This window comes from Priestia sp. AB (genome assembly GCF_028369225.1).
GTDB lineage: Bacteria > Bacillota > Bacilli > Bacillales > Bacillaceae_H > Priestia > Priestia megaterium.
The window spans coordinates 250,878-273,178 of the sequence record NZ_JAQMYN010000003.1; the positions used below are offsets into that span (position 1 = coordinate 250,878).

Here is a 22,301-nt window from a genome sequence, read left to right on the forward strand (position 1 = left end):
AAGCAAACGCGAATTAGCGTTTGCTTTTTCTTTTTCTTATTTTGCTTCGTGCATTTCTTTCACACGCTTATCGCTCGGTAACAGCCATGTTAACAGCCCTAGAATTGGAAGATAGCTGCAAAACAGCATAATAAACTGAAGGCTGAAGACATCGGCTAATTTACCGAATACAACAGCTCCTAAAGCTCCCATTCCAAAAGCAAGACCTACAATTAAGCCGGAAACCAAGCCGATTTTTCCCGGCATCAGCTCCTGAGCATAGACGACCGTGACGCTGAAACTTGACTGAAGAATAAAGCCGATTAGTACTAAAAGAGGTGCTGCCACTCCTAGAGAAACATGAGGCAGTAATAAAGTAAACGGTACTGACCCTAACATAGAAAACAGTAAAATATTTCGTTTTCCGAAACGATCGGCAAGCGGACCTCCAAAGAATGTTCCAAATACCCCTGCAATCATGAATAAAAAAACGTAAAGCTGAGCGCTTTTGATAGGCAAATTAAATTTTTCAATGATATAAAACTGAAAGAAATTAAGGATGCCTGCTCCGTACCATGAACGTGCAAAAACAAGAAAAATTAAAAGTCCAACCGCGAAAATAATTTGCTTGTTCATCGTAAATAAAGCATCTGACTGCTTTTTCTTTAAGCGTTGACGAGTAGCTAACTCCGATTTATACCATTTAGAGACGCTATACAAAACCACTACGCCGATACCTGCAATTAACGTAAACCAAATCGTTCCAAACTGACCAAGTCCGATAAAGATAAATGCCGTAAATAGCGGAGCCATCGACTGTCCTGTATTTCCGCCAACTTGATAAATAGACTGCGCCAGCCCCCGTTTTCCTCCTGCTGCCATATACGCCACGCGAGAACCTTCCGGGTGAAAAATAGCGGATCCGAATCCTACAAATAAAACAGATATAATCACAAAATAAAAATTTGGCGCTAAAGCGAGCCCAACCATACCGATCATGCTTAAACACATTGCAATTGGCAATAAAAATGGCGAGGGACGCTTATCGGCAAATACGCCGAATACCGGCTGCATAATCGATGACGTCATGTTTAAAGCAAAGGCAATCCAGCCGATTTGCGTGTAGTTTAAATTCATCGATTTTTCAAGGACAGGAAAAAGTGCCGGTATAACGGATTGCATACAATCATTTAGGAAATGTCCTAAACTAATAGCAAATAAAATACGATAAATCGTCGCCGGCTGCGCTTGCTGCGTTCGTGCTGCTTGCATTCATAACCCTTCTTTCTTAATTTAATCTACATTATAATTGTTAAAGTCTTACAATGTCTTTTTCTATTATACAGTGAAAAGTAAGATTGTAGTTGTTTTCTTTTTTATAAAAAAGGGAAAATTACCTGTGAGGTGAAAACAGTGAAAAAACATGTGCATATGATTGTAGACGGACGCGTTCAAGGAGTTGGGTTTCGTCACTATACGCAGCTAAAAGCAATGGAATGCTCCATTAACGGATGGGTGCGAAATCGAGACGATCAAAAAGTGGAAATTGATGCTGAAGGTGAAGAAAGCAACATCCAAAAATTTATTGAAGAAATAAAAAAAGGTCCCTCGCCGTTCGCTTCTGTTAGCAATGTGGAAGTAAAGATAGTAAACACCCCTTCCCACACCCATTCTTTTCGCGTGAAGTACAGTTAAAAAACTCGCTAAATTAAGATAATTTTTGATAAAATGGAAAAGTAAGCGATTTTATATTTTCTACATATAAGGGGGAAAAAACGATGGTTGAAAACAAAATTGTGTTAATTACAGGTGCAGCTCAAGGTATTGGTTATCAAATTGGTGAGCGCTTTGCTGAAGACGGCGCGACTGTTGTCTTAACTGACTTAAATGAAAATGGCGTTAAGAAAGCAGCAGACAAATTGAAGGCAAAAGGCTACGAAGCATTAGGCATTAAAGCAGATGTGACAAATGAAAGTGATATTGAACAAATGATTGCTCAAACGGTTGAAACATATGGCCGCCTTGATGTATTAATTAACAATGCTGGCATGCAATTTGTTTCCCCGCTCGAAGAATTTCCTACTGAAAAATTTGAACTTTTAACGAAAATTATGCTTGTTGCACCTTTTGTTGCGACTAAGCATGCGTTTCCTATTATGAAAAAGCAAAAATTCGGCCGCATTTTGAACATGTCTTCCATTAACGGTTTGATTGGTTTCTCAGGAAAAGCGGCATACAACAGCGCTAAGCACGGCGTGATTGGCTTAACGAAAGTGGCTGCTCTTGAAGGTGCAGAGCACGGCATTACGGTAAATGCGATTTGCCCTGGTTATGTTGATACGCCGCTTGTTCAAAATCAATTAAAAGATTTGGCACGTACGCGAAATGTAGCGCTTGAAAAAGTACTAGAAGAAGTCATTTATCCTCTTGTTCCTCAAAAGCGCTTGCTTGCAGTTGATGAAATTGCAGATTATGCAATGTTTTTAGCAAGTGATTTAGCAAAAGGCGTAACCGGCCAAGCTGCTGTGATCGATGGTGGATATACGGCTCAATAAAAAAAAGAGTGTCAGTTAGACTGGCACTCTTTTTTTATTTATTTAATTTCGAATTCTCCTAAAGAACCTGTCGTCTGACCTGCTTTTACTGCTTCTGCGTATAAATAATACGTTCCCGCTGGAAGAGTTTCACCATTAATCTTTCCGTCCCACGTTGCGCTAGAGAATCCTTTTTCTACATTCGTATACGAACTTAACAATTCCCCTTTTTCTAATGTTGCATCGTAAATGTAATAGCTAAGCTTCTCTGCTCCGCCTGGTAAATAACTGCCGTATTCAAATGAGCCATTTCCTAGTACATCTACATACGCAGAAGTAACGCGAGGATAATCCGGCTCTTTTACAAATAAGATGGTTGGAACATCGTACGTTTCTTTATTGTTACTTACGGTAATTGTCCCTTCGTAATAGCCAGGAGATAATTTCCCTGCATCTACTTTTACATTCAGGTTTACTTTTTGCGTTTTTCCTGCATTAACAACTAAATCATTTGTTGATTTAACGTCAATTGCCTGATGGCTTTTCTTAAATTTTACTTTGACCGAGTATTTTTGACTGTGATTTGATAGATTTTTAATCTTAAAGCTTTGTTTTTCTACTTGTTTCCCTTTATCTTTATAAAAGACGCCGTACGAGTGACTTCCTGGTGTAATAAGCGTTTTTGCTTTAATTGCATCTACTACGCGCATGCTTCCTGCACCTTGCGTATTATGAGGGTAAACCAGCCCGTTGCGGTCACGAAGCAGTTCGGTTGTGTTCATTAAAGATGCTTTTACATCTTCTACTTTATAATTTGGATGCGCCTGTAAAATTAACGCTGCTGCTCCTGCTACGTGGGGTGCTGCCATACTTGTTCCTTGCTTTGATCCATATCCATGAGGGTTGCTTGGATCATTGGTTGGCACTGTGCTGATAATATCGACTCCCGGTGCCGAAATATCCGGCTTAATCATCCATGTATCAACAACCGGTCCGCGAGATGAAAAGTCAGCCATTGTTTCATCAACTGTCTGATCAAATGTTGCAGTAAAAGAGCCCGTAACGGATCCTTTTGCTAAAGAAGCTGCCAAAGCTTGTCCATCGGCTTTTGATAGGCGAATACTTGGCAAAGATGTGCCTGGAATATCAGGGATTGTTCCTTCTACGTTGTTGTAAATCACCGTTGCCACAGCACCGGCTTTTTTCGCATTATCAACTTTATCTACAAACGCAATGTCGCCGCGAGAAATAACTGCTACTTTTCCTTTTACATCCTTTCCTTCAAAGTCTTCTGGTTTACCGAGTCCGACAGGTACAAATTCATACTTTTTACCGCTTGCATCCAGTAGCGCCTTGTCATTTGGAAAGCCCATTACTTCAGCTGAAGCATAGCTTGCGTTATCTACAGTTAATGTCGTTTTATACAAATTGTAAGGAAGCTGAGTTGCCCCCACTGAAATAGCTTCACGAGACGTTCCCGGAGACCCTACTGTCCAGTTAGCTGGTCCACTGTTTCCATTTGACGTAACGGCAACTACTCCTTCTTCCATTGCCCAATCTAATGCAATACTCGTTGCCAAGTCCGGATTATTAATCGTATCTCCAAGCGACAGGTTCATTACATCAGCTCCGTCTTCTACCGCACGTTCAATACCGGCGATCACGTCTTCTGTTGTACCCGTTCCTCCTGGACCTAGTACACGATAAGCAAGTAAATGAGCATCAGGAGCTACCCCTTTAATTTTCCCGTCTGCTGCAATTGTTCCTGCTACGTGCGTTCCATGCGTTGTTGCTTCGCCTTTTGGATCTCCAGCAGGCGTTTCTTGAGGATCTTTGTCATCATCTACAAAATCCCATCCTTTATATTTCTCAAACGCTGGCTTTAAATCTGGGTGGTCGTAATCAACGCCTGTATCGATAACGGCTACGGTCATATTTTTGCCTGTATATCCTGATTTCCACGCTTGATCTGCTCCTACATAGTAAATGCTTTTATCCATTTCAGAACCGTATTCTTCGGCGCTCACTTCTTTCGATTTCACTTCTGTTGTATGATATTCAACGCTTGGGTAAATAGCTTTTACTCCCGGTAAACTTGCTACTTTTTCAAGGTCATTAGCCGGAAGTTCCGCTGAAAACCCCGAAAACACTTGGTCATATTCACGCTTTACTTTTGAAGTTTTAGAAGCTTTTGAAAGCTCTTTTTTCACTTCGTCACGCGCTTTTTTAATCTTTCCTTTACTTTGCGCTACTCCTTTTTTCTTTGCTTCCGCTACAGACTCTTCATTTAACTCCACAATAACTTTTACTTTTTTGGCTGATTTTAAGTTATAGTCTCCTTGAATTTTAACTAAAGATGGTTCAAGCGCCGGTTTTGAATTTCCGTTGGCGGATGCTCCCATTGCAAAAGAAGATAAAGCAACCGAAAATGCTACTGTACTTAATACAGACCGAATTGATACTTTTTTCATTGTTTTTTCCCTCTCCATTTCTCTCTATACTTCGTGCTACTATGTATGCCTTCATCCCCGGAACATACGAATCTTTTGCTTAGCTTGTGAGCTAAAAACTAGAATAGTATGGAAGTTCTATATATTACTATAAAATCCTTGAGTCTATGGAATCATTTTATATATTCGTGCAAATTAAGCACTAATACTCAAAAAATGAAGGATTTTGTCTGTTTCTCGTCTTTCCGTAACTTTTTTATTCCTAAAATTATGAAGAGATTAGATGAATATACAAGAATACTGACGAATTTCTGTTAATTTAGCTATTTTTATGAGGGACTCATCCCTACTTTCTCTTCGGTTACTTATAAGGTTTTTTATTATTTTAAGAAAATTGTTCTTATAAGTGCTTTTTATTTTATAAATTATTATTTAGAACATAGTTTAATTTAATATAAAATATACACTTAATTAAATGAAATTTTAAAAAATTAAGAATAATAAAGGGAGATCTTGCAGATACTAACGTCAACGCTCGCACAAAGGGAGGCATGATTATGATAGATTTAAATTTCATCCTACTCATCCTTGATCTTCTCTCATCTCTTGTCACTATTGGCATCTACTTTACAACTAAGTAAGTACCTAACCTTCTCTTTACTCTTCTAGCGCATGCACTTAAGCTATTACAAAAAAGAAGCAAGCCAATTTTTATTGGCTTGCTTCAGCTATATAATAAAGTAGTTAAACTGGAAGGGATTTATCCGCGTCTTCCGCCTCTGCCACCTCGTTTTGATTCAGTGCTGCGTTTTAGTGTAGATAAATTATCTTCACTATCTTTTAAGAAACGCGCCATTTTTTGTTCGAAGTTTTCCTTTGGTTGGAAGTTGCTTTTAGAACGATTATCATTATTTCTTGCCTGACGTGGCGGGCGTTGTGAATAAGAAGATGAGGGTCTTTCAGGTTTATCTATTGCTTTTTTAATCGATAATCCAATTTTTCCGTCTTTCTCATTAACGACTTTCACTTCAATCTCTTGACCAACTTTAAGATGGTCATTAATATCTTTTACATAGCTGTCAGCTACCTCACTAATATGTACAAGCCCAGTTTGACCTCCAGGTAATTCTACAAATGCTCCAAAATTAGTAATACCTGTTACTTTACCTTGTACCTTGCTACCTACTTCAACTGCCATAAAAAATGTTCCTCCTCAATAATATTAAAAGCACTTTATTATACCAAAGTGCGTAAGAATAACAAAGTGTGTATGAGAAAACAATTTGTTAAATTGCACTTTTTCCGCCTCTTTTTTAGTTTATGAAAGAAATCAGTCAAAATAATGCCCATATTAGATATACCTAATATGGGCATTTCTCTCATTTCCACCATTCATCAAACATGCTAGCCGGTAACTGACGTTTATGTTCAGTAATACGATAGCGCTGTTCAATTTTTTCAGCGGCTTCTTGTGATACTTCTTTTCCTTCCAAATAATCGTCTAGTTCATCATAAGAAATTCCTAGTTCCGTTTCATCAGATTGACCAGGACTATTATCTAACAAGTCAGCTGTTGGTACTTTTTCATACAATCGTTTATCTGCACCTAATTCTTTTAGCAATGCTTTTCCTTGACGTTTTGTTAGTCCTGTTAGAGGCAGCACGTCTGCTCCGCCATCTCCGTATTTCGTAAAAAAGCCTGTTACTGCTTCTGCTGCATGATCGGTTCCGATAACTAAAAGGCCGTTTTCTCCTCCGATTGCATACTGTACAATCATACGCGTACGTGCTTTGACATTTCCTTTATGAAAATCAGACAGGGCTATATCTGTCGCACCTGTAAACGAACTTTCAAATGCTTCCACCGTGTTTTTAATATTAAACGTATATGTTTCATTAGGTTTAATAAATTCTAGTGACGCCTTCGCATCCGCTTCATCATGCTGCGTGCCATGAGGCAAGCGAACGGCTACAAATTTTGCTTCATATTCTTCTTTTCGCAATTCGTCTACAGCAATCTGTGCTAATCGTCCAGCTAAGCTAGAGTCCTGCCCCCCGCTTATACCTAATACAAAGCCTTTTGCATTTGCTGACTTTAGGTAGCTTTTCAGAAAATCAACGCGGGCACGAATTTCTTGTGCTGGATCAATTTCAGATTTCACATGTAGCTCTTTTCTTATTTTTTCTTGCATGTCTGACATGATACATGCTCTCCTTCCATTATATGTAGATTTCTTACTGATACAGTCCATGTTTTTTACTATAAAAATAACAGAGATCAGGCATTAAATATCTTGGTTCTCCGCCCCGGGCAAATTCTTGACGAATATAAGTAGAGCTGATTTCCATCGCCAGCCCTTTATCAAGAAGCTGAAACCGGCCGTCGTCATAATTTCGAAGCAAAGGAGAATGACTAATAGCTTTCAACATGTCTATTCCCTCTCTTGCCATGATGATAAACTGGTTTTTACTAATAAGTTCATCTGCTTTCTTCCACTTGCCTTCACCAATATCTTGCAATAAGTCGGCTCCCATAATAAAAAATAAATCAGCGTGTGGAAGCAATTTTTTAAAGTGCTCCATAGTGTAGTATGTGTAATGATAGCCGGGCAATACGTCTAGCTCATACGTATCGAGCAAAAATTTTGGGTTATCTTTAATCGCTAAGCTAACCATATTTACACGGTGCTCATCCAACGTCTGGAGCTTTTTATCTGTTCGTTTGTGCGATGAAGGCAAAAAGATAATAGCATCTAGCTTCTTTCGATGCGCAACCGTTGATGCCGTCCAAAGGTGAACATTGGTAACCGGATCAAAAGAAGAACCATAAATACCAATTTTCGCTCCTTTTTCTAAAAGCTTATCTATTTTTTTATCAGGGTTTAGCTGTTGAAAATAAGCAAGCGTATTTGACATGTCTCCAGCTCCCTACTATTTTTTATTTAGGGCTTCTGCTACTTTTTGTTTTACGTACGCAATTTGACGCGTTTTATTTTCCCAACATTTTTCGCTTAAATCTACTGGATATTCTTCAGGATTGCGCGTGCGCTTATATTCATCCCAAAGCAGCTCTAAATTATCTTTTACGTACTGCTGAATTTCCTGAAGTTCTTCTGTTTCATACACAAGCTCTCCATTTACAAAGATATCATGATGGAGTTCTTTTGCTTCAAAATTTGTGACGAATTTACTGATAAACGTATGAACAGGATGGAACATTTTTAAACGTTCTTCGCTTTGAGGATCTTCGTCTTCCATCGTGATATAATCCCCTTCAGATTTCCCGTTCAAATTATTAATAATACGATATACGCGCTTTAATCCTGGTGTACTCACTTTTTCAGGATTTGCGCTAATTTTAATCGTATCCATCATCTCGCCATTTTCTCCTTCAATAGAAACGAGTTTATACACTGCACCAAGCGCGGGCTGATCATACGCAGTAATGAGCTTAGTACCAATCCCCCACATGTCTATTTGTGCCCCTTGCGACTTTAAATGCATAATCGTATCTTCATCTAAATCGTTGGAAGCAACAATTTTTGTCTCTGTAAACCCTGCTTCATCTAACATTTGACGAGCTTTTTTAGACAAATATGTTAAATCGCCGCTGTCTAAGCGAATCGCTGTAAAATTAATTTTATCGCCTAATTCTTTTGCTACTTTAATGGCGTTAGGAACTCCTGATTTTAACGTATCGTACGTATCAACTAGAAACACGCAGTTTTTATGGCGACGAGCATATTTATGAAATGCAATGTATTCGTCTTTATAAGCTTGCACCATCGCATGAGCATGCGTTCCTGCCACTGGAATTCCAAATTTCTTTCCTGCTCGCACGTTAGAAGTAGCACTAAATCCGCCAATATAGGCTGCTCTTGTTCCCCAAATGGCAGCGTCCATTTCTTGAGCGCGGCGTGTTCCAAATTCCATTGCCACTTGATCTCCTACTACATGTTTGATTCGAGCTGCTTTCGTTGCAATCAGCGTTTGGTAATTCACAATATTTAAAATCGCTGTTTCTACGAGCTGAGCTTCAATTAATGGTGCTTCTACGCGTAAAATTGGTTCATTATGAAATACAAGCTCACCTTCACGCATACATCGAATCGTTCCAGTAAACGTAAGGTCTTTTAAGTAAGCTAAATAATCTTCTTTAAAACCTAATTCTTCGTGCAAGTAGGTTAAATCTGATTCGCTAAATTTAAATGCTTTAATATATTCAATAATTCTTTCTAATCCAGCAAAAACAGCATAGCCATTTCCAAAAGGAAGTTTGCGGAAGAAAACTTCAAAAACAGCCTTCTTTTGATGAATGTTATCTTCCCAATACGTTTCTCCCATATTAATTTGATATAAATCGGTGTGTAGCATTACGCTGTCATCTGTAAACATATTCATTGATTTCCTCCACTTTTATGTCCTTAAATAATTTCTGCTCCGAGGCAAGATTTAAAGTGTTCAAGCGCCCACTCATGGCCTTTCTGATTAAAGCTCGCTACGGCTTTTTCATAAATATAAATAGTAAATCCTTTATTATAGGCATCTACTGCTGTATGAAGTACACAAATATCCGTACATACACCTGCTAAGTAGACATCGGTAACCTGTCTTTCTCGCAGTTTAATCTCCAGATCTGTTCCAGCAAATGCGCTGTATCTCGTTTTATTCATCCATTCTACATTTGCCTGTGATTGATACACATTATATAAATCATTTAACTTTCCGTATAGCTCTCTTCCTGCAGAGCCTTCAACATTATGAGGCGGAAACAGCGCTGATTCTGGATGCAAGGAATCATTTTCTTTATGAAAATCAATGGCGAACACCACATACTCGTTTTGCTCAATAAATTGACGCGTAATATCGCTTATAAATGTTTCAATTTGTCGCCCTGGTTCTCCGCATGTCAAAGCTCCGTTTTCAGCTACAAAATCATTTGTATAATCGATGTTAATCAGTGCTTTTTTCATTATGTTTCCCCCTCATATGTAAAAATTAACAGTTAACATATTGTTAATTATTTGAATTGGAAGTTTTTCTTTTAATAGCGTGCTGTATAGATTGGCTTCATCACATTCATTTCAACAAACCGGTAGAGCTTTGTTGGTTTTTTAGACGTTCTCGTCGTTGTTTTTCCGTCTACTTCTTCAATAAATGGCAGCATTCTTATTTTTCGTGCAAAGGCCTGATCACTTTTAATCGCTGCATCATCCGTTACGGTAAGCAGCACAGCCTGCAGCTCAGAGTATGTAAACTGAGAAGGCAGAAATTTCTGGGCAATGGTCGTTTGCAATAAATCTTTCTTAATTTCCTTGATTGCGTCTCGAATGATGATTTCATGATCAAAAGCTAAAGGCAATGAAAAAATTTCATCTATTTTAAACAACTCAACTCGAGCAGCATCATCATTCGCTTTTCGCTTTATTAGACTATCTTCTGGAACGATTGCATAATGTGCGTTTGTAATGACCCATCCTCTATCGTCCCTGCCAGGCTCATCATAGACACCATAGTGTTTTAAATGAATATCCTTTACGCCCGTTTCTTCTTCGAGCTCTCTTTTAGCCGCTTCAAAAGCTGATTCATCAGGATGGACAAATCCGCCGGGAAGCGCCCACTTTCCTGCTTCGCTGTTCTTCTCTCCCTCTGCATTCACCATTGCTCGTTGGATAAGCATTAATTTCAAACTCATTTTAGGTGGTTTGTAGGGTTCTTTTTCTTCCGTCACAATCGTAAATACAGCAATATCTGACGTATAGCCATAGGGTTTAGGGTATTCTTTTTTCGTTTGATTCGTCATTGCTTTATTGTTCGACATTCATCATTTCTCCTGATCGCTCTTTTTTACAATTAACAATATGATTAATGTTAATTATATTTGTTTTATGGAAAATGTCAATACTTTTCCCACTAATTATAAAGAGAAGGTAATTTATGTTGTAAATAACGTTATGTTTCGTATTTTTTAGATTTTATATGCATAAAAAGCTGAGTGAAGAAGTTCTAATTTGCCTCCTCCCTCAGCTTTTTTTCCCTTTAATTAGCGTGCTGCTAAACCAATCATCATTTTACCGTCTTTAAAATACTCAATTACATAGTCAACAGACGGACAGTAAATAAATGCTTCTTCTGTCAGATCAGCTGTTTGTTGAAAAAACAGTAAAGCCTGAGCTAAATCGACGCTTACAGCTTTAGTTGCTCGTTTCCAGAATAAAACAACCTGATGTTCTTTTATATTCATCTCTTGAAGCCATTTTTTGATTTCTTCAATATGCCGGGTGGACTTTTTAATTAGTACTTTTCTCCAATTAATTTGCATGATTGTTAAAAAAGGAAAGGTGTTTGAAAGTTTTTCGAAGTAAATGCTTGTCTGCCTTTTTGTTAGCAAATCTGCACTGTTACCCAATGTTTGAATATAATGTTCTACTTTTGTCATAATCATCCTCCAGTCGAAATTGGAGTTTGCTAGAATTTTCAGGGACGATCTCTACTCTTCTTGCTAAAAATCCTGCAGCTTTCCAACCGTGCTTTTTCTTAACAATTTTGAAATTTCACCTTTTTATACAAATTATTCAAAATAATTTGTGTATTTTAGTTTACCATAAAACTTAATCTTTGACTTTGATTATGTAAAACCTTATTTGTGTTTTGTCCAAAGAGCGAATTTCATAGAAGAAAAGCTATAAAAAAGTTGACATTAACATTTATAAAAGTTAATATACTTACTAAAAGTAACTTAATTGCATATAACAAACAAGGTGAAGAAAATGAACTATCAAACAGATGTGTGTATAATAGGAGCCGGACCAGGCGGTGCTCTACTGGCCTATCTACTGGCTAAACAAAATATATCAACTATACTGATAGAGAGATCTGATGAGCTTGGAAAAGAATTTCGAGGCGAACATTTAAATGAAGATGGAGAAATGATTCTTAAGAAACATCATATATTTGAAGAAATTGAAAGCTTAGGCCTCCTTCGAATGTCTAGGGTCGAATACTGGAAGGATGGACATGTATTCAAAACGATAGAATCTGAACTTGGACATGCAGGAATTCATGTTCCACAGCAGCATCTCCTTCAGTCTATAAATAGCCAAGCAAGCATCCACCCCTCCTACAAGCTTATGCTGGGCACAAAAGTAACAGAGCTAATGCAGAATGAAAAAGGACAATATACTGGAATAAAAGCTCAGCAAAAAGGCCGGGGTGAAATAATAGTTGAAAGTAAAATCATTATTGGAGCAGATGGTCGATATTCAACTGTTCGCAAACTCGCGCACATAAAAAACAATATCCACAATCATGGATACGATTTGCTTTGGGCGAAAATTCCTGCACCTGCCAATTGGGAGCCTACTATTCGCTTTACGGTAGTGAACAATCAGCAAATGGCACTGTTTACACAGACAGGCGGCTTTATTCAAATAGGCTGGAATATTAAAAAAGGGTCCTATACTTCTATAAAGAAGCAGTCTGTACAGCCTTTTCTTGATCAGCTAATTCTGGCATTTCCTCAATTAAAAGAAAGTATTGAGCAGAACCTTCATTCATGGAAAGATTTCATTTTATTGTCTGTTTATAGTTCTCGCTGTAATACTTGGGTAAAAGATGGATTAGCAATCATAGGAGATGCCGCGCATACCATGACTCCAACCGGTGCATATGGTATGAATGCTGCTATAATGGATGCTGAAGTTCTTTCTCAGATTTTACCTGAATTAATTTCTCAAGGTTCCTTAGAAGCAGGACAATTAAAAGAATTTGAAAATGCGAGAAGAAAAATAGTAAAAGATTTGCAGGAACAGCAAATCGTGGCCGAAGCTTCTTTTTTAGAAAATTTTTCAGTTCCTTTAAAGCCTGAAGAAAAAAGGCTTCCTCTTGTTCAATAAACTAACAAGAAGCTACCTCCTTGTTGAGCGTAGCTTTATTGTTAATGAACCTCATAATTTATAAGCAGATTGTTCAAATTCCGCTCAACACTTTTATTATTTCTCACTCAGTTTTCCCATTTTTAAATGTTAGTACGTTGATTTCAGGTGGGTCAAAGAGCCGAAAATTCAAAAATGGGATGGGGCCATTGCTTCCTAATCCTGCACTGACATATTGCTTAATATGTTTGTATTCCCACAGTCCTTTAACTCGGTCTTGCGGAGGAAACAGACCGCTCTTTTCATACCAAGCTTCCGGAACAAAGAGTGCGCCGAAAAAAGGGATACGAAATTGCCCCCCGTGATAATGTCCAGCCATAATTAAATCGTAATACCTAAATGTAACGCTGGGATCTCTAAGAAGAGCATCGATGTGAGAATCAACTAATGGAAAGTGATTCAACCCAATAATAAGATCTGAGGTTTCCTTTTTTGGATACTTTTCGTTCTTTGATAAAAAATTTTCATTGATTTTTGATTTATTCTCTGTTTTTAACGACCACTCAAAATTAACAAACTGGACATGGAAGTTTCCTCGCTTTACTGTATACGTGGAATCAAGCAACCTGACGTCTTTCTTTTCCATATTTTCAATAAATTCACTTTTTGCAAGATTACCTGAAGAAGTACGATAGCTTTTAGGATCTGTGTTTCCGGGTACAAATAAAGCATGTTGTTTATTTTCAATACCTTCTATTAACGTATAAAACGGCACGGCATTTTTACTGTTATTTTTCATCATGTCACCTGTAAAAACAATAGCATCATAAGGAATAGAATTAATAGCGTTTATTAGTCTTTCTTGATTTTCCCCAAATTCTTTTTCGTGTAAATCTGTAATTTGAACAATAGAAAAGCCTTCAAGCTCTTTAGGAAGATCTTCAATTATTACGTCTTGCTTAGCTATAGTGATTCGTTGATTATCCCAAAATGTATATCCCATCAATACAACAATTAAAAAGAAAGAGGCTGCCATCACTTTTCTTTTCATCTTTCTCACTAGCATCCCCTCCAATATATGAAGATTAAAATCTCTATAAATACGAACCTTAAGACCATAGAGCTTTTACCACACTTTTACATCTTTGCTTATATAAAATAACTAAACTACAAAAGTAAGAATACTGTCTTGATGTCTCTTTTAACTGAGAAGTTACTTCAAACCTATTCGGTAATAACCAGGTGCGCATTTCACTTAAGCTGTGCCGAATGGAATCATAGCTGAGAAATTGATAATTCATAAAGGTAAAATATTTTTTGATTCCTTTCTTTTCTCGTTCCAATGTTAAAGGCATGGAATCCTTAAATTGATTTTCAATAGAACTTAATTTTTTTATATCGTCCAACATGCTGTACTGGCTATACACGATGGACAATGTTCGAACCATCCTTTTATATGTTCGATGACGCTTTGCATCCTTAAAGAGGGTTCTGTAGCTTACCTTATCTTTTACAACATCAATCATTTGAATAATATCTAAAAAATGCTTAGGCGAATCTAAATTATGCCTCCAACCGTGAAGGCATATCATATAAAACGTATGATAGTCGGATAAAGCCTTTACAAACTGAAAGCCTTCTAAGCTTACTGCTTCATCCCAAAACTCTTGAATGTTGAAATTAGCGGTTTTTTCCTTTAATATATCCCAATGAATTTCCACTGTTAATGGGATAGCGGATCCAGGAATTTCTTTACTAAAACTGCTGTGAAAGTGAGAAGGAATAAATTCTTCTTCAATTTCAAAATTCATGGATTTTACCACTTCTATTGCTTTATTGATATCTTTCCTTTTAACTAAGATATCGATATCTGAAGTTCCTCTAGCACCTATATGACCAAAATACTTTTCAGCAAAGTAAACTCCTTTAAGAGGTATTACTTCTATCTGTTCTTCTTCAAGTTTTCGAATAATATGATCCGTTTGACTTTTAATAAATAAATTTTGATATAATGTTTCTTGATATTTTTGCTTGAGTCTTGTTTGAAAAAATAAAGGAGTGTTTTCTAGATTTCCTTTTTCTTTCAATAAGGAGTAGACTTGTGGCGAAATGAAATATAATTCAATCTCTTTGAGCACTTCATAATAAAAATCAGCATGACTTGGTAAATCGGCGTTAGAATTGTAAAGGTATGTTATGAGTTTATTAAGCAAAGCACTTCTTCCTTCCTATTATCTAGCTTTCAGCATGATTGGCTTCTGTTCACTGATTTCTTGTGCTTTACGTAATCTGCCGTACATTCCACCTTGTCTCATTAACTCTTCATGGGTGCCTTTTTGGACAACTTCTCCTTTATCCATCACCACAATGAGATCTGCATGTTGAATTGTAGACAAACGATGAGCAATCATGATAGTCGTACGATTTGCCATTAAGCGGTCCAATGCTTCTTTTACCAAATATTCCGTTTCACTATCTAGTGCTGAAGTGGCTTCGTCTAATAGAAGAATAGGCGCATCTTTTAAAATGGCTCTTGCAATGGCTAATCGCTGTCTTTGTCCTCCTGACAGCTTAGCTCCTCTTTCTCCGACTTGTGTCTCATAGCCGTTAGGCAGCGTCATGATATGATCATGAATATTTGCATGAACAGCGGCTTTAATCATTTCTTCTTCCATAGCCAAGGGTCTTGCTATCATTAAATTATCTTTTATCGTACCGCTAAAAAGAAATGTCTCTTGAGGAACATACGCAATTGAACTCCTTAGTTCTGAAATGGTTAACTCGTCAATTGGATGCCCATCAATAGCAATAGTGCCAAATTGAGGTTCATAAAAATGTTGAAGCAAATTAAAGAGCGTTGATTTTCCGGCGCCGCTTGGGCCAACTAGCGCTACTGCTTTGCCAGCAGGAATATATAGATTAAAATCTTTGAATACAGTCATGTTCTCATCGTAACTAAATGTGAGATTTCTAACCTGTATATCCTTTTGAACAAGCATTGCGGAAGTATAGTGAGGCAGCACCTTTGCTTGAGTTGGGTAATTCAATAGTTTAGTAATTCTTTCCAACGCTGAAACAGACCGCTGATAGCCAGCCCACTGTCCAGCTAGTCCTGTCAATGGAGAAATCAATTGGTTCACAAGATTGATAAATGTTAATAATGCACCAATCGTAATAATTTTATCTGTTACAAAAAAAGCACCTATAATTAAGCTAATAAGAAACGCAATGGCTCCAACTGCCTCGCTTCCGGCATAAAACCAGCCTCTTAACTTTGCCTCTCTCATTTCCAATGAATAAAGCCGTTCATTCTTTTGTCTATAATCTCTATAGAACAGCTTTTCTAATGTAAAAGATCGAATCACAGTAAAGCCGTGAAACGTATCATTCAGCTTTTTAATAATATTGCTAATTAATTCATTCATGACGCGGCTATTATTTCGAAGTAAAATCCCGAATATAGCTCCACCAGCAATCGCAATAGGAGATACGAGCACAATTAATAATGATAATTTCCAATTAATTTGAACTAAATAGATAAATGCAGCGATAGAAATGATTGGAAATCTAACTAGGTTGATTAAACCTCGTCCAATTACACCTTCAACATTATGTATATCGTTAGTGAAATGAGACAACAATTCGCCGGAATGCAAATTTGAGACGTCTCGTTCTCGTAAAAGTAAAATGTGTTTATATAAATCCAAATTCAAGTCTCGCTTGACGGCATTGACCGCAATCGTTTCTAGATATGTATCAATAAAATTAGCTGTAATACTTGTTATTGACAACCCTACACCGATAGACACTAACCACTTAAGCCGTTCAAAATTACCATGAACAGCCGCATCGGTAATGTTTCCAATAAACCATGCAGATATTAAAGTAAGAGTAATTTCAACAAATAACAAAACAAACAGTCCAACATAAGCACCTTTATGCTTCTTTACATATGGCCAGAGCCACTGAACAATGTTTTTTGTCTCTTTAATAGAAATATACTCGCGGATGTCGAATTGCTTTATCCTTTTTAAACTAACCATGATGACATCCTCCTTTCAATCTGCTTTTTTCCATTCTTGATAGTTTATATACTTCCGTAACAGTACTGATAGAATAGGAAAAGCAAGAATAAGCTTTCCCCATAAAACAGCAGCTACATTTTTTTCTTGAATAGTAACTGATTTTTTTTGAATAGCAACAAGCTTCCCTATGATCTTTTCTCCCGTAATAAGATCGTCCAACCCATAGTTCGTATCACCTTTGAAAATATAACATTCTTCTTCTTGAATATAAGCGCAGTTTAAAAATCGATGAGCAATGAGTTTATTAGCTGGACTTTCAAATAAAACAATATCCCCTCTTCTTAACGGAGAATGCTTTATTGAAGTAAACTGGCAAATATCTCCTTTTTTAATAAGAGGATACATACTCATTCCTTCAGCGGGAAGTTCAAGCGATCCATTCCGATCAATCAAAGCTTTTAATATATGCCCCTGCTTATCATTAGCTTGCATACTGTTTAACAAGGCCGTAATCAATTAACTTATTTAAAAATTGCTGTATATCTGCTTCAATTAATTCACTTTCTGTACTATAATGAGTTGCAACAGCTTCAATAATTTCAGCAAGCGTTTTTTTATTTTCTATTACCTTCCAACAGTAGCCTCCTACTTCGTTTAAAGTAGTCACTGTGTATGCGTGCGAATTTAAAATCACCCATTCTGAATCTATTTCCATTACCTCATATTCGCCTTTTTGAATATAACTTGTCACGATAACATCAACTCCCAAAATGTATTATTTTTTTGAAAATGAAGCTCATACACTGGCACTTGTTTAACTAACAATTGTAACAGGCTCATTATTTTTTTCGTTTCTTCAGGTTTATAAGACCAGTAAAATACTTTATCTATCAGCTTCATCAACGCTTCTATTCTCTTTACTTCTATCCGTTGATTAGATAGTGCCTGATGTAATAGCTGAATGCTTTTTAAAGATGTGGGTTTTTCACTTCCCTTGGCTTTTAACTCACTTCGAAACGGCGAGTTAAAAGCTATCACACTCTCTTCGGTAATTTTTAAAATGGTAGCTTCATCAGAAAGAAGTTCCCTTGGCATTGAAAGCTTTGCCGCGGTCGACTTTCCGGCTCCTGAAGGTCCTGTAAAGATATGTGCCTTATCATTGTTAATAACACACGATGAATGAAGGAGAATCCCCCAGTTATGATAAACAATAAACGAACTGTACAAGTTCATAAGAGCATGCTTTAAAGCTAACTCATCGTGGATAGCTACGTTAGCCCATTTGTACTCTGAATCTACTTCAATAAAATAATCTGCTCTTTTAAAAGTAATTGTATTGAGTTTTTCTTCTATAGCGACTTCATAATTTTTAAAAGAGACACCATACCCATTTGTGATTGTAATCGTAATATCCGGCTGGTTTCCCGCTATACTAACACATGAAAAATATTGATTAATTATTTTCCATACATCATCAAATTCTGTTTGAATATCAATATAGTGATCCCCTATTTTTGCATGCAGCGTCTTCATTATTCGTCTCCTCAATCAATTTCTCTTAAAACAGCAGTCAATGGAAAACCATTGACTCTCTGTTTTATTTGCTGTATTAAGTAAATAAAACAGCTGAAAAAAGTATTTATTTTATTTATTTCTCCCTTTTCCTTTCCCTGGAGCACCTGCACCACCTGGAGTAGGATTTGGATTAGTAGACGGCCAGTTAGCGCCATTGTTTCCTGTTCCTGAATGATCTAAGTTCCCTTTCCCTGGATTCCAGCTTTGAGCTGTTTCAAATCGGATTGGCTGGTGATTTAGAACTTCTGGAGCTCTATAGGTCTTCTTTTGCATCATGTCACCTCCTTCAGTTCAGTTCTTTATTAAGAACAAAAACCAAAAAAATTTAAAATATTGCTGTCTTATATCAAGTATTGTTTGAATCTGGTATTTATTTAGTAAGCTTCTAATGAACAGCTTCCATTTGTTTTCCTAGCAATTTACTAAACGTATTACTCTTTTCTTCAGCGAGCTGAGCAAATCCACCCTGTTGAATAATCTCGCCTTGCTCTAGCACAATAACCTGGTCAGCGTTACGAATTGTAGACAAACGATGAGCAATGACAATAATCGTCATCTTTCCTTTTAATCGTTCTAATGCTTCTTGAATTTTTGCTTCATTTTCTGTATCAAGCGCGCTCGTTGCTTCGTCCAAGACAAGAATAGATGGATTGCGTAAAATAGCGCGGGCTAGCACAAGCCGCTGCCTTTCTCCGCCTGAAAGCTTAATTCCCCGGTCTCCGATTAATGAATCAAGTCCTTGCGGAAGCCTTCTTACGAATTCCCCAGCAGATGAAAACTCCAGCGCTTCCCACATTTGCTCCTCGCTTGCATGAGGTTCCACCAATAATAAATTTTCTCTTATACTTGCATTAAACAAAAAAGGATCTTGTGGAACATAGCTAATAGCTCGTCTTAATGATAATAAATTATTCTTTGATAATGGAATTCCATCAATTAAAACCTGCCCTTTTTCAGGCTGATTGAGTCCCATCAACAAATCTATCAGCGTGCTTTTCCCCGCGCCGGACCGACCTACAAAAGCTGTCATTTGATTAGAAGGAATGATCAAATTAATATGTTGTAAAGCGTAAGATGCATCTTGATTATAGCGAAAATAAACGTTGCGACACTCGATGTCTTTTACAAATTGAATCGGTTTAATACGCTGATTAGCTCCTTTTTCAAACTCTTTTGCATTTCTGCATTCATCTTGCAAAGCTTTCACAGCTTTAAATGCTGGAAGAGTTGTCGCGATTTGTTCCATAGAAGCTTGAATACCAGCAACTTTTGGCCATAATCTTGAAAAAATAAGAATGATGAGCACTAATTGGCTTGCTTCAGCATGAAACAACTTCACTGCAGCATATATAAAAGCAGCAACTAGTACAGCAGAAGAGATTTTATAATAAGATTGTGATGTTGTCTTTAGCTTAGTATATTCAACCTGCTCATTTTTCATTTCTTCTGTGATCGAGCGATACCAGCTCATTCTGGATTCTTCTAAAGTATTACTTTTAATATCCTTGATTCCATTAATTTGATCTGTTATCCCTGCCAGATAACTTTTCCCTAATTCAAAATTTCTGTTTCCTAATGCCAGCGACCTTTTGAGAAACTTACGGTTTAAAAAGATGATGGCTAAACCGCAAAGCAATACAAAAAGGGTTATTTTAGGTGAAAGCCAAAGGGCCAGTCCGATTTGTATACACGTAAATATAAGAGATGCTACAAACTGTAAAAATGAAGTTGTTCCTCCACTAGTGCGAGCAATTTCTGTAAGTACTATGTTAATAAGATCTGATTTTCTTTTTTTTATAAAGAACTCCCAGTTCGCATGAAGTAAGGTACTATAAGTCTCAAGTTGCATATGTCTAAGAAAACCAAGCTGAATGACTGTATTTTGAACTGTTACGTGTTGTTGTAATATATTTTGACCAGAAACCATCAACACATAAATGCCCAAGATGAGAATCAAACTTATGGCACTCGGCATATCTTGCAAAAATGAAAATATCCTAAAAATAGGTGATCCTTCTGTATCCAAGTTCACAATACCACTCAAACTAAGCATTGGAATTAATAATAAAATTCCAATGCCTTCAAGTAAACTCATGAACACTGTTGCCAAAAGGTTCACATAGAGCTTTTTTCCCGCAAACGAATGTATCTGCTTTAAAAAGTATAAGAGGTGTTTCATTATTCTGCCCCCCTACGTAATACATCTTTCCTAGACTTCCTCCAAGCCCATAAAACAGGTCTTAAAGGAAAATATAAGAAATGAAGCTTTTTCGGTAAAGGTAAGGTCTCTGCATCTTCTGGATAAGGATGCAATAAACTTGCAGTAAAGAAAAGCTTTTGTTGAGCAGACATTAATGAAAACAAATGACGACTATGATATCTGGATACATATTCTGGAACAGAATCATCATGTAAATTTACCATAGTTTCGAGATAAAAGACTGCCTCTTGAGCTAGTTCTTTTGGACGTCTGCTTATTAGTAAAGGTTTCATTTCTTCTTCCACTCTTATATTTAACAAATGTGAGGCTAAAATAATTGCTTGTCCTCCGACATAAGGATTATGATAGGCCTTAAATAAAATATAAAGCCTTGCCCAATCAATTCTTTTTTTCATTATTTGCTGAATATCAATCAGCCAGCGAAGTCGAGACCAGCCATGGCGTGCTCCGTGAGAAACAAGAAATTGAAATAGGTCTTCTGTTCCTAATAAATAGACAGGATAACTGGTAATTGAACTTCTAGTTTTCCGTTTCCATAGTTCATCAAAGCTTGGTTCCTTTCCTGGCCCGGGGTGTAATCTCCAGTGAATTTCAAGCTTCATTTCTTTATTGGAATGAATATATGTGACATGGTGATGTCTCCACTGCCAGTCATTTAATACCGTTTGAATATAATCATCTTTTTCATAGCCAAGATTCAATAAAAGCTTCTCTGCTTTTTCAAGGTGCTGAATTGGAATAAGAAAATCTAAATCACTAGAAGTACGCAACGAGATATCTCCATACAAATCTTGGGCCAAAACTGGGCCCTTTAAGAAGAGAGTGGGTATCTCCTGTTTAGAAAAGAGCCTGCTGACTTGTTCCATTTCTGCACTTAAACGAAGCATTTGAAATGTATTTCTTTTATATTGTTGGTGCAAAAATTGAACTACATGGGTTGGAACTATCTCCCCGTCCAACATCTTTATTTTGAAATTTATCAATGGATAAACACGGTGATGCAGCGTAAGTTTGATGAAAAGATTCCAGTCAATATCTCTACATAGTACTTGGCTATGTTTTTGAAGATATTGTTCATTCCCCTCTTTCAGTAATTCAAGAATTAATTTTAATTCCTTAGGGATGCGGTCCAAGTTGAGCATATTATCCATAATTTTCTCCTTCACGCTTTTTCATACTGATCTCTTTTGCAAACTTAGCTACAATGGTAAATTTTTCTTTGCCTTCTGCACCTGAAATAAAAAATGGACCGCTGCGCAACCATGCATGTGCAATCAATTTTCCGTTCTCATCTTTAGCAGTACCTAAATAAAGAGTACTTTCAACTTTCCGTTTTTCTAACATCTTCATCCCTGCGATTGCTTTAACTAGACATTGACTTTCCCAAAAAGTGTAACGGCTCATAATATGAATAGCCTGAGCTACATCTTTTAGAACTTTATCATTAGATAAATTAACAGTGAGAGGCGTTTCTTTCATTTGGTGTCCTAAGGAAGGAGATATTTTCGAAAACGGTAAAGTTTTAAGGAAACGGGCCCATCCTAAATAAATAAAAGCCTCAATAAATAACAGTTTTGTTTTCATATTCAGTTTTAAAAATACGCTTACTTTCTTTAAAATGTTCATCTTTCCCTCCCACAGCT

General features: G+C 36.9%; 22 protein-coding genes. 3 read left to right on the forward strand and 19 right to left on the reverse strand.

Annotated elements, in window-relative coordinates:
• Nucleotides 1-36 precede the first annotated feature (36 nt).
• Nucleotides 37-1,251 (reverse strand): MFS transporter, encoded by a 1,215-nt coding sequence (locus POF52_RS10950; RefSeq protein WP_271992587.1) that lies wholly within the window; start codon nt 1,249-1,251, stop codon nt 37-39.
• Between the two features lie 141 nt (nt 1,252-1,392).
• Here POF52_RS10950 and POF52_RS10955 point away from each other — a divergent pair, with 141 nt between their 5' ends.
• Together POF52_RS10955 and POF52_RS10960 are read left to right on the forward strand one after the other, a co-directional pair.
• Complete coding sequence (locus tag POF52_RS10955) at nt 1,393-1,674, forward strand: acylphosphatase (protein ID WP_028408645.1); 282 nt, start codon at nt 1,393-1,395, stop codon at nt 1,672-1,674.
• 83 nt (nt 1,675-1,757) lie between these two features.
• Nucleotides 1,758-2,534, forward strand: coding sequence for a 3-hydroxybutyrate dehydrogenase (locus POF52_RS10960; RefSeq protein ID WP_176584695.1), 777 nt, complete (start codon nt 1,758-1,760; stop codon nt 2,532-2,534).
• A gap of 38 nt (nt 2,535-2,572) precedes the next feature.
• Here the strand turns inward: POF52_RS10960 and POF52_RS10965 are convergent, their stop codons facing one another.
• The 8 genes from POF52_RS10965 to POF52_RS11000 all read right to left on the reverse strand — a co-directional run bounded on the left by POF52_RS10965 (nt 2,573) and on the right by POF52_RS11000 (nt 11,402).
• Nucleotides 2,573-4,984 carry a S8 family serine peptidase gene (locus tag POF52_RS10965; protein WP_271992591.1) on the reverse strand — a complete coding sequence of 804 codons (2,412 nt, stop codon included), beginning with the start codon at nt 4,982-4,984 and terminating at the stop codon, nt 2,573-2,575.
• Nucleotides 4,985-5,723: 739 nt separating this feature from the next.
• Nucleotides 5,724-6,161 (reverse strand): S1 domain-containing RNA-binding protein, encoded by a 438-nt coding sequence (locus POF52_RS10970; RefSeq protein WP_013056909.1) that lies wholly within the window; start codon nt 6,159-6,161, stop codon nt 5,724-5,726.
• 181 nt (nt 6,162-6,342) lie between these two features.
• Entirely contained in the window at nt 6,343-7,164 is an 822-nt protein-coding gene (gene nadE, locus POF52_RS10975) for an ammonia-dependent NAD(+) synthetase (RefSeq protein ID WP_013083029.1), read from the reverse strand.
• Nucleotides 7,165-7,198: 34 nt separating this feature from the next.
• A complete protein-coding gene (gene nadD / locus POF52_RS10980; RefSeq protein ID WP_074895842.1) occupies nt 7,199-7,879 on the reverse strand; it encodes a nicotinate (nicotinamide) nucleotide adenylyltransferase in 681 nt (226 codons plus the stop codon).
• A gap of 15 nt (nt 7,880-7,894) precedes the next feature.
• Nucleotides 7,895-9,364, reverse strand: a complete 1,470-nt coding sequence (locus tag POF52_RS10985; protein ID WP_034652448.1) for a nicotinate phosphoribosyltransferase — start codon at nt 9,362-9,364, stop codon at nt 7,895-7,897.
• 23 nt (nt 9,365-9,387) lie between these two features.
• A complete protein-coding gene (locus POF52_RS10990; RefSeq protein WP_271992594.1) occupies nt 9,388-9,936 on the reverse strand; it encodes a cysteine hydrolase family protein in 549 nt (182 codons plus the stop codon).
• A gap of 71 nt (nt 9,937-10,007) precedes the next feature.
• Nucleotides 10,008-10,784: an NUDIX domain-containing protein gene (locus tag POF52_RS10995; RefSeq protein WP_057236878.1), complete on the reverse strand. Its 777-nt coding sequence runs from the start codon at nt 10,782-10,784 to the stop codon at nt 10,008-10,010.
• A 222-nt stretch (nt 10,785-11,006) separates the two neighbouring features.
• Complete coding sequence (locus POF52_RS11000; RefSeq protein ID WP_013056903.1) at nt 11,007-11,402, reverse strand: CDI toxin immunity protein; 396 nt, start codon at nt 11,400-11,402, stop codon at nt 11,007-11,009.
• Between the two features lie 331 nt (nt 11,403-11,733).
• On the opposite strand from POF52_RS11000, the gene POF52_RS11005 reads away from it, so the two are divergent.
• Nucleotides 11,734-12,858: an FAD-dependent monooxygenase gene (locus POF52_RS11005; RefSeq protein WP_271992598.1), complete on the forward strand. Its 1,125-nt coding sequence runs from the start codon at nt 11,734-11,736 to the stop codon at nt 12,856-12,858.
• A gap of 103 nt (nt 12,859-12,961) precedes the next feature.
• Here the strand turns inward: POF52_RS11005 and POF52_RS11010 are convergent, their stop codons facing one another.
• The 10 genes from POF52_RS11010 to POF52_RS11055 form a co-directional block, all read right to left on the reverse strand.
• Complete coding sequence (locus POF52_RS11010) at nt 12,962-13,888, reverse strand: metallophosphoesterase (protein ID WP_271993104.1); 927 nt, start codon at nt 13,886-13,888, stop codon at nt 12,962-12,964.
• A 58-nt stretch (nt 13,889-13,946) separates the two neighbouring features.
• Entirely contained in the window at nt 13,947-15,050 is a 1,104-nt protein-coding gene (locus POF52_RS11015; protein WP_271992599.1) for a nucleotidyltransferase domain-containing protein, read from the reverse strand.
• A gap of 18 nt (nt 15,051-15,068) precedes the next feature.
• Nucleotides 15,069-16,880, reverse strand: coding sequence for an ABC transporter ATP-binding protein (locus tag POF52_RS11020; RefSeq protein ID WP_271992602.1), 1,812 nt, complete (start codon nt 16,878-16,880; stop codon nt 15,069-15,071).
• 15 nt (nt 16,881-16,895) lie between these two features.
• Nucleotides 16,896-17,315 (reverse strand): signal peptidase I, encoded by a 420-nt coding sequence (locus POF52_RS11025; RefSeq protein ID WP_271992604.1) that lies wholly within the window; start codon nt 17,313-17,315, stop codon nt 16,896-16,898.
• A gap of 28 nt (nt 17,316-17,343) precedes the next feature.
• Nucleotides 17,344-17,613, reverse strand: coding sequence for a PqqD family protein (locus POF52_RS11030; RefSeq protein WP_098590140.1), 270 nt, complete (start codon nt 17,611-17,613; stop codon nt 17,344-17,346).
• Complete coding sequence (locus POF52_RS11035; protein ID WP_271992608.1) at nt 17,610-18,395, reverse strand: hypothetical protein; 786 nt, start codon at nt 18,393-18,395, stop codon at nt 17,610-17,612. Before POF52_RS11035 ends, POF52_RS11030 begins: the two co-directional genes overlap by 4 nt.
• Nucleotides 18,396-18,506: 111 nt before the next feature.
• A complete protein-coding gene (locus POF52_RS11040; RefSeq protein WP_271992609.1) occupies nt 18,507-18,713 on the reverse strand; it encodes a hypothetical protein in 207 nt (68 codons plus the stop codon).
• Between the two features lie 109 nt (nt 18,714-18,822).
• Nucleotides 18,823-20,616: an ABC transporter ATP-binding protein gene (locus POF52_RS11045; RefSeq protein ID WP_271992611.1), complete on the reverse strand. Its 1,794-nt coding sequence runs from the start codon at nt 20,614-20,616 to the stop codon at nt 18,823-18,825.
• Complete coding sequence (locus POF52_RS11050) at nt 20,616-21,809, reverse strand: nucleotidyltransferase domain-containing protein (RefSeq protein WP_271992613.1); 1,194 nt, start codon at nt 21,807-21,809, stop codon at nt 20,616-20,618. The genes POF52_RS11045 and POF52_RS11050 overlap by 1 nt, the downstream gene beginning before the upstream one ends.
• Entirely contained in the window at nt 21,802-22,284 is a 483-nt protein-coding gene (locus POF52_RS11055; protein WP_271992615.1) for a lasso peptide biosynthesis B2 protein, read from the reverse strand. Before POF52_RS11055 ends, POF52_RS11050 begins: the two co-directional genes overlap by 8 nt.
• Nucleotides 22,285-22,301 lie beyond the last annotated feature (17 nt).

Coding starts and splice junctions, on each gene's coding strand:
- POF52_RS10950 (WP_271992587.1), bottom strand. CDS start 1,251: ATGCAAGCAGCACGAACGCAGCAAGCGCAGCCGGCGACGATTTATCGT.
- POF52_RS10960 (WP_176584695.1), top strand. CDS start 1,758: ATGGTTGAAAACAAAATTGTGTTAATTACAGGTGCAGCTCAAGGTATT.
- POF52_RS10965 (WP_271992591.1), bottom strand. CDS start 4,984: ATGAAAAAAGTATCAATTCGGTCTGTATTAAGTACAGTAGCATTTTCG.
- POF52_RS10970 (WP_013056909.1), bottom strand. CDS start 6,161: ATGGCAGTTGAAGTAGGTAGCAAGGTACAAGGTAAAGTAACAGGTATT.
- nadE (WP_013083029.1), bottom strand. CDS start 7,164: ATGTCAGACATGCAAGAAAAAATAAGAAAAGAGCTACATGTGAAATCT.
- nadD (WP_074895842.1), bottom strand. CDS start 7,879: ATGTCAAATACGCTTGCTTATTTTCAACAGCTAAACCCTGATAAAAAA.
- POF52_RS10985 (WP_034652448.1), bottom strand. CDS start 9,364: ATGAATATGTTTACAGATGACAGCGTAATGCTACACACCGATTTATAT.
- POF52_RS10990 (WP_271992594.1), bottom strand. CDS start 9,936: ATGAAAAAAGCACTGATTAACATCGATTATACAAATGATTTTGTAGCT.
- POF52_RS10995 (WP_057236878.1), bottom strand. CDS start 10,784: ATGTCGAACAATAAAGCAATGACGAATCAAACGAAAAAAGAATACCCT.
- POF52_RS11000 (WP_013056903.1), bottom strand. CDS start 11,402: ATGACAAAAGTAGAACATTATATTCAAACATTGGGTAACAGTGCAGAT.
- POF52_RS11005 (WP_271992598.1), top strand. CDS start 11,734: ATGAACTATCAAACAGATGTGTGTATAATAGGAGCCGGACCAGGCGGT.
- POF52_RS11010 (WP_271993104.1), bottom strand. CDS start 13,888: ATGAAAAGAAAAGTGATGGCAGCCTCTTTCTTTTTAATTGTTGTATTG.
- POF52_RS11020 (WP_271992602.1), bottom strand. CDS start 16,880: ATGGTTAGTTTAAAAAGGATAAAGCAATTCGACATCCGCGAGTATATT.
- POF52_RS11035 (WP_271992608.1), bottom strand. CDS start 18,395: ATGAAGACGCTGCATGCAAAAATAGGGGATCACTATATTGATATTCAA.
- POF52_RS11040 (WP_271992609.1), bottom strand. CDS start 18,713: ATGATGCAAAAGAAGACCTATAGAGCTCCAGAAGTTCTAAATCACCAG.
- POF52_RS11045 (WP_271992611.1), bottom strand. CDS start 20,616: ATGAAACACCTCTTATACTTTTTAAAGCAGATACATTCGTTTGCGGGA.
- POF52_RS11050 (WP_271992613.1), bottom strand. CDS start 21,809: ATGGATAATATGCTCAACTTGGACCGCATCCCTAAGGAATTAAAATTA.
- POF52_RS11055 (WP_271992615.1), bottom strand. CDS start 22,284: ATGAACATTTTAAAGAAAGTAAGCGTATTTTTAAAACTGAATATGAAA.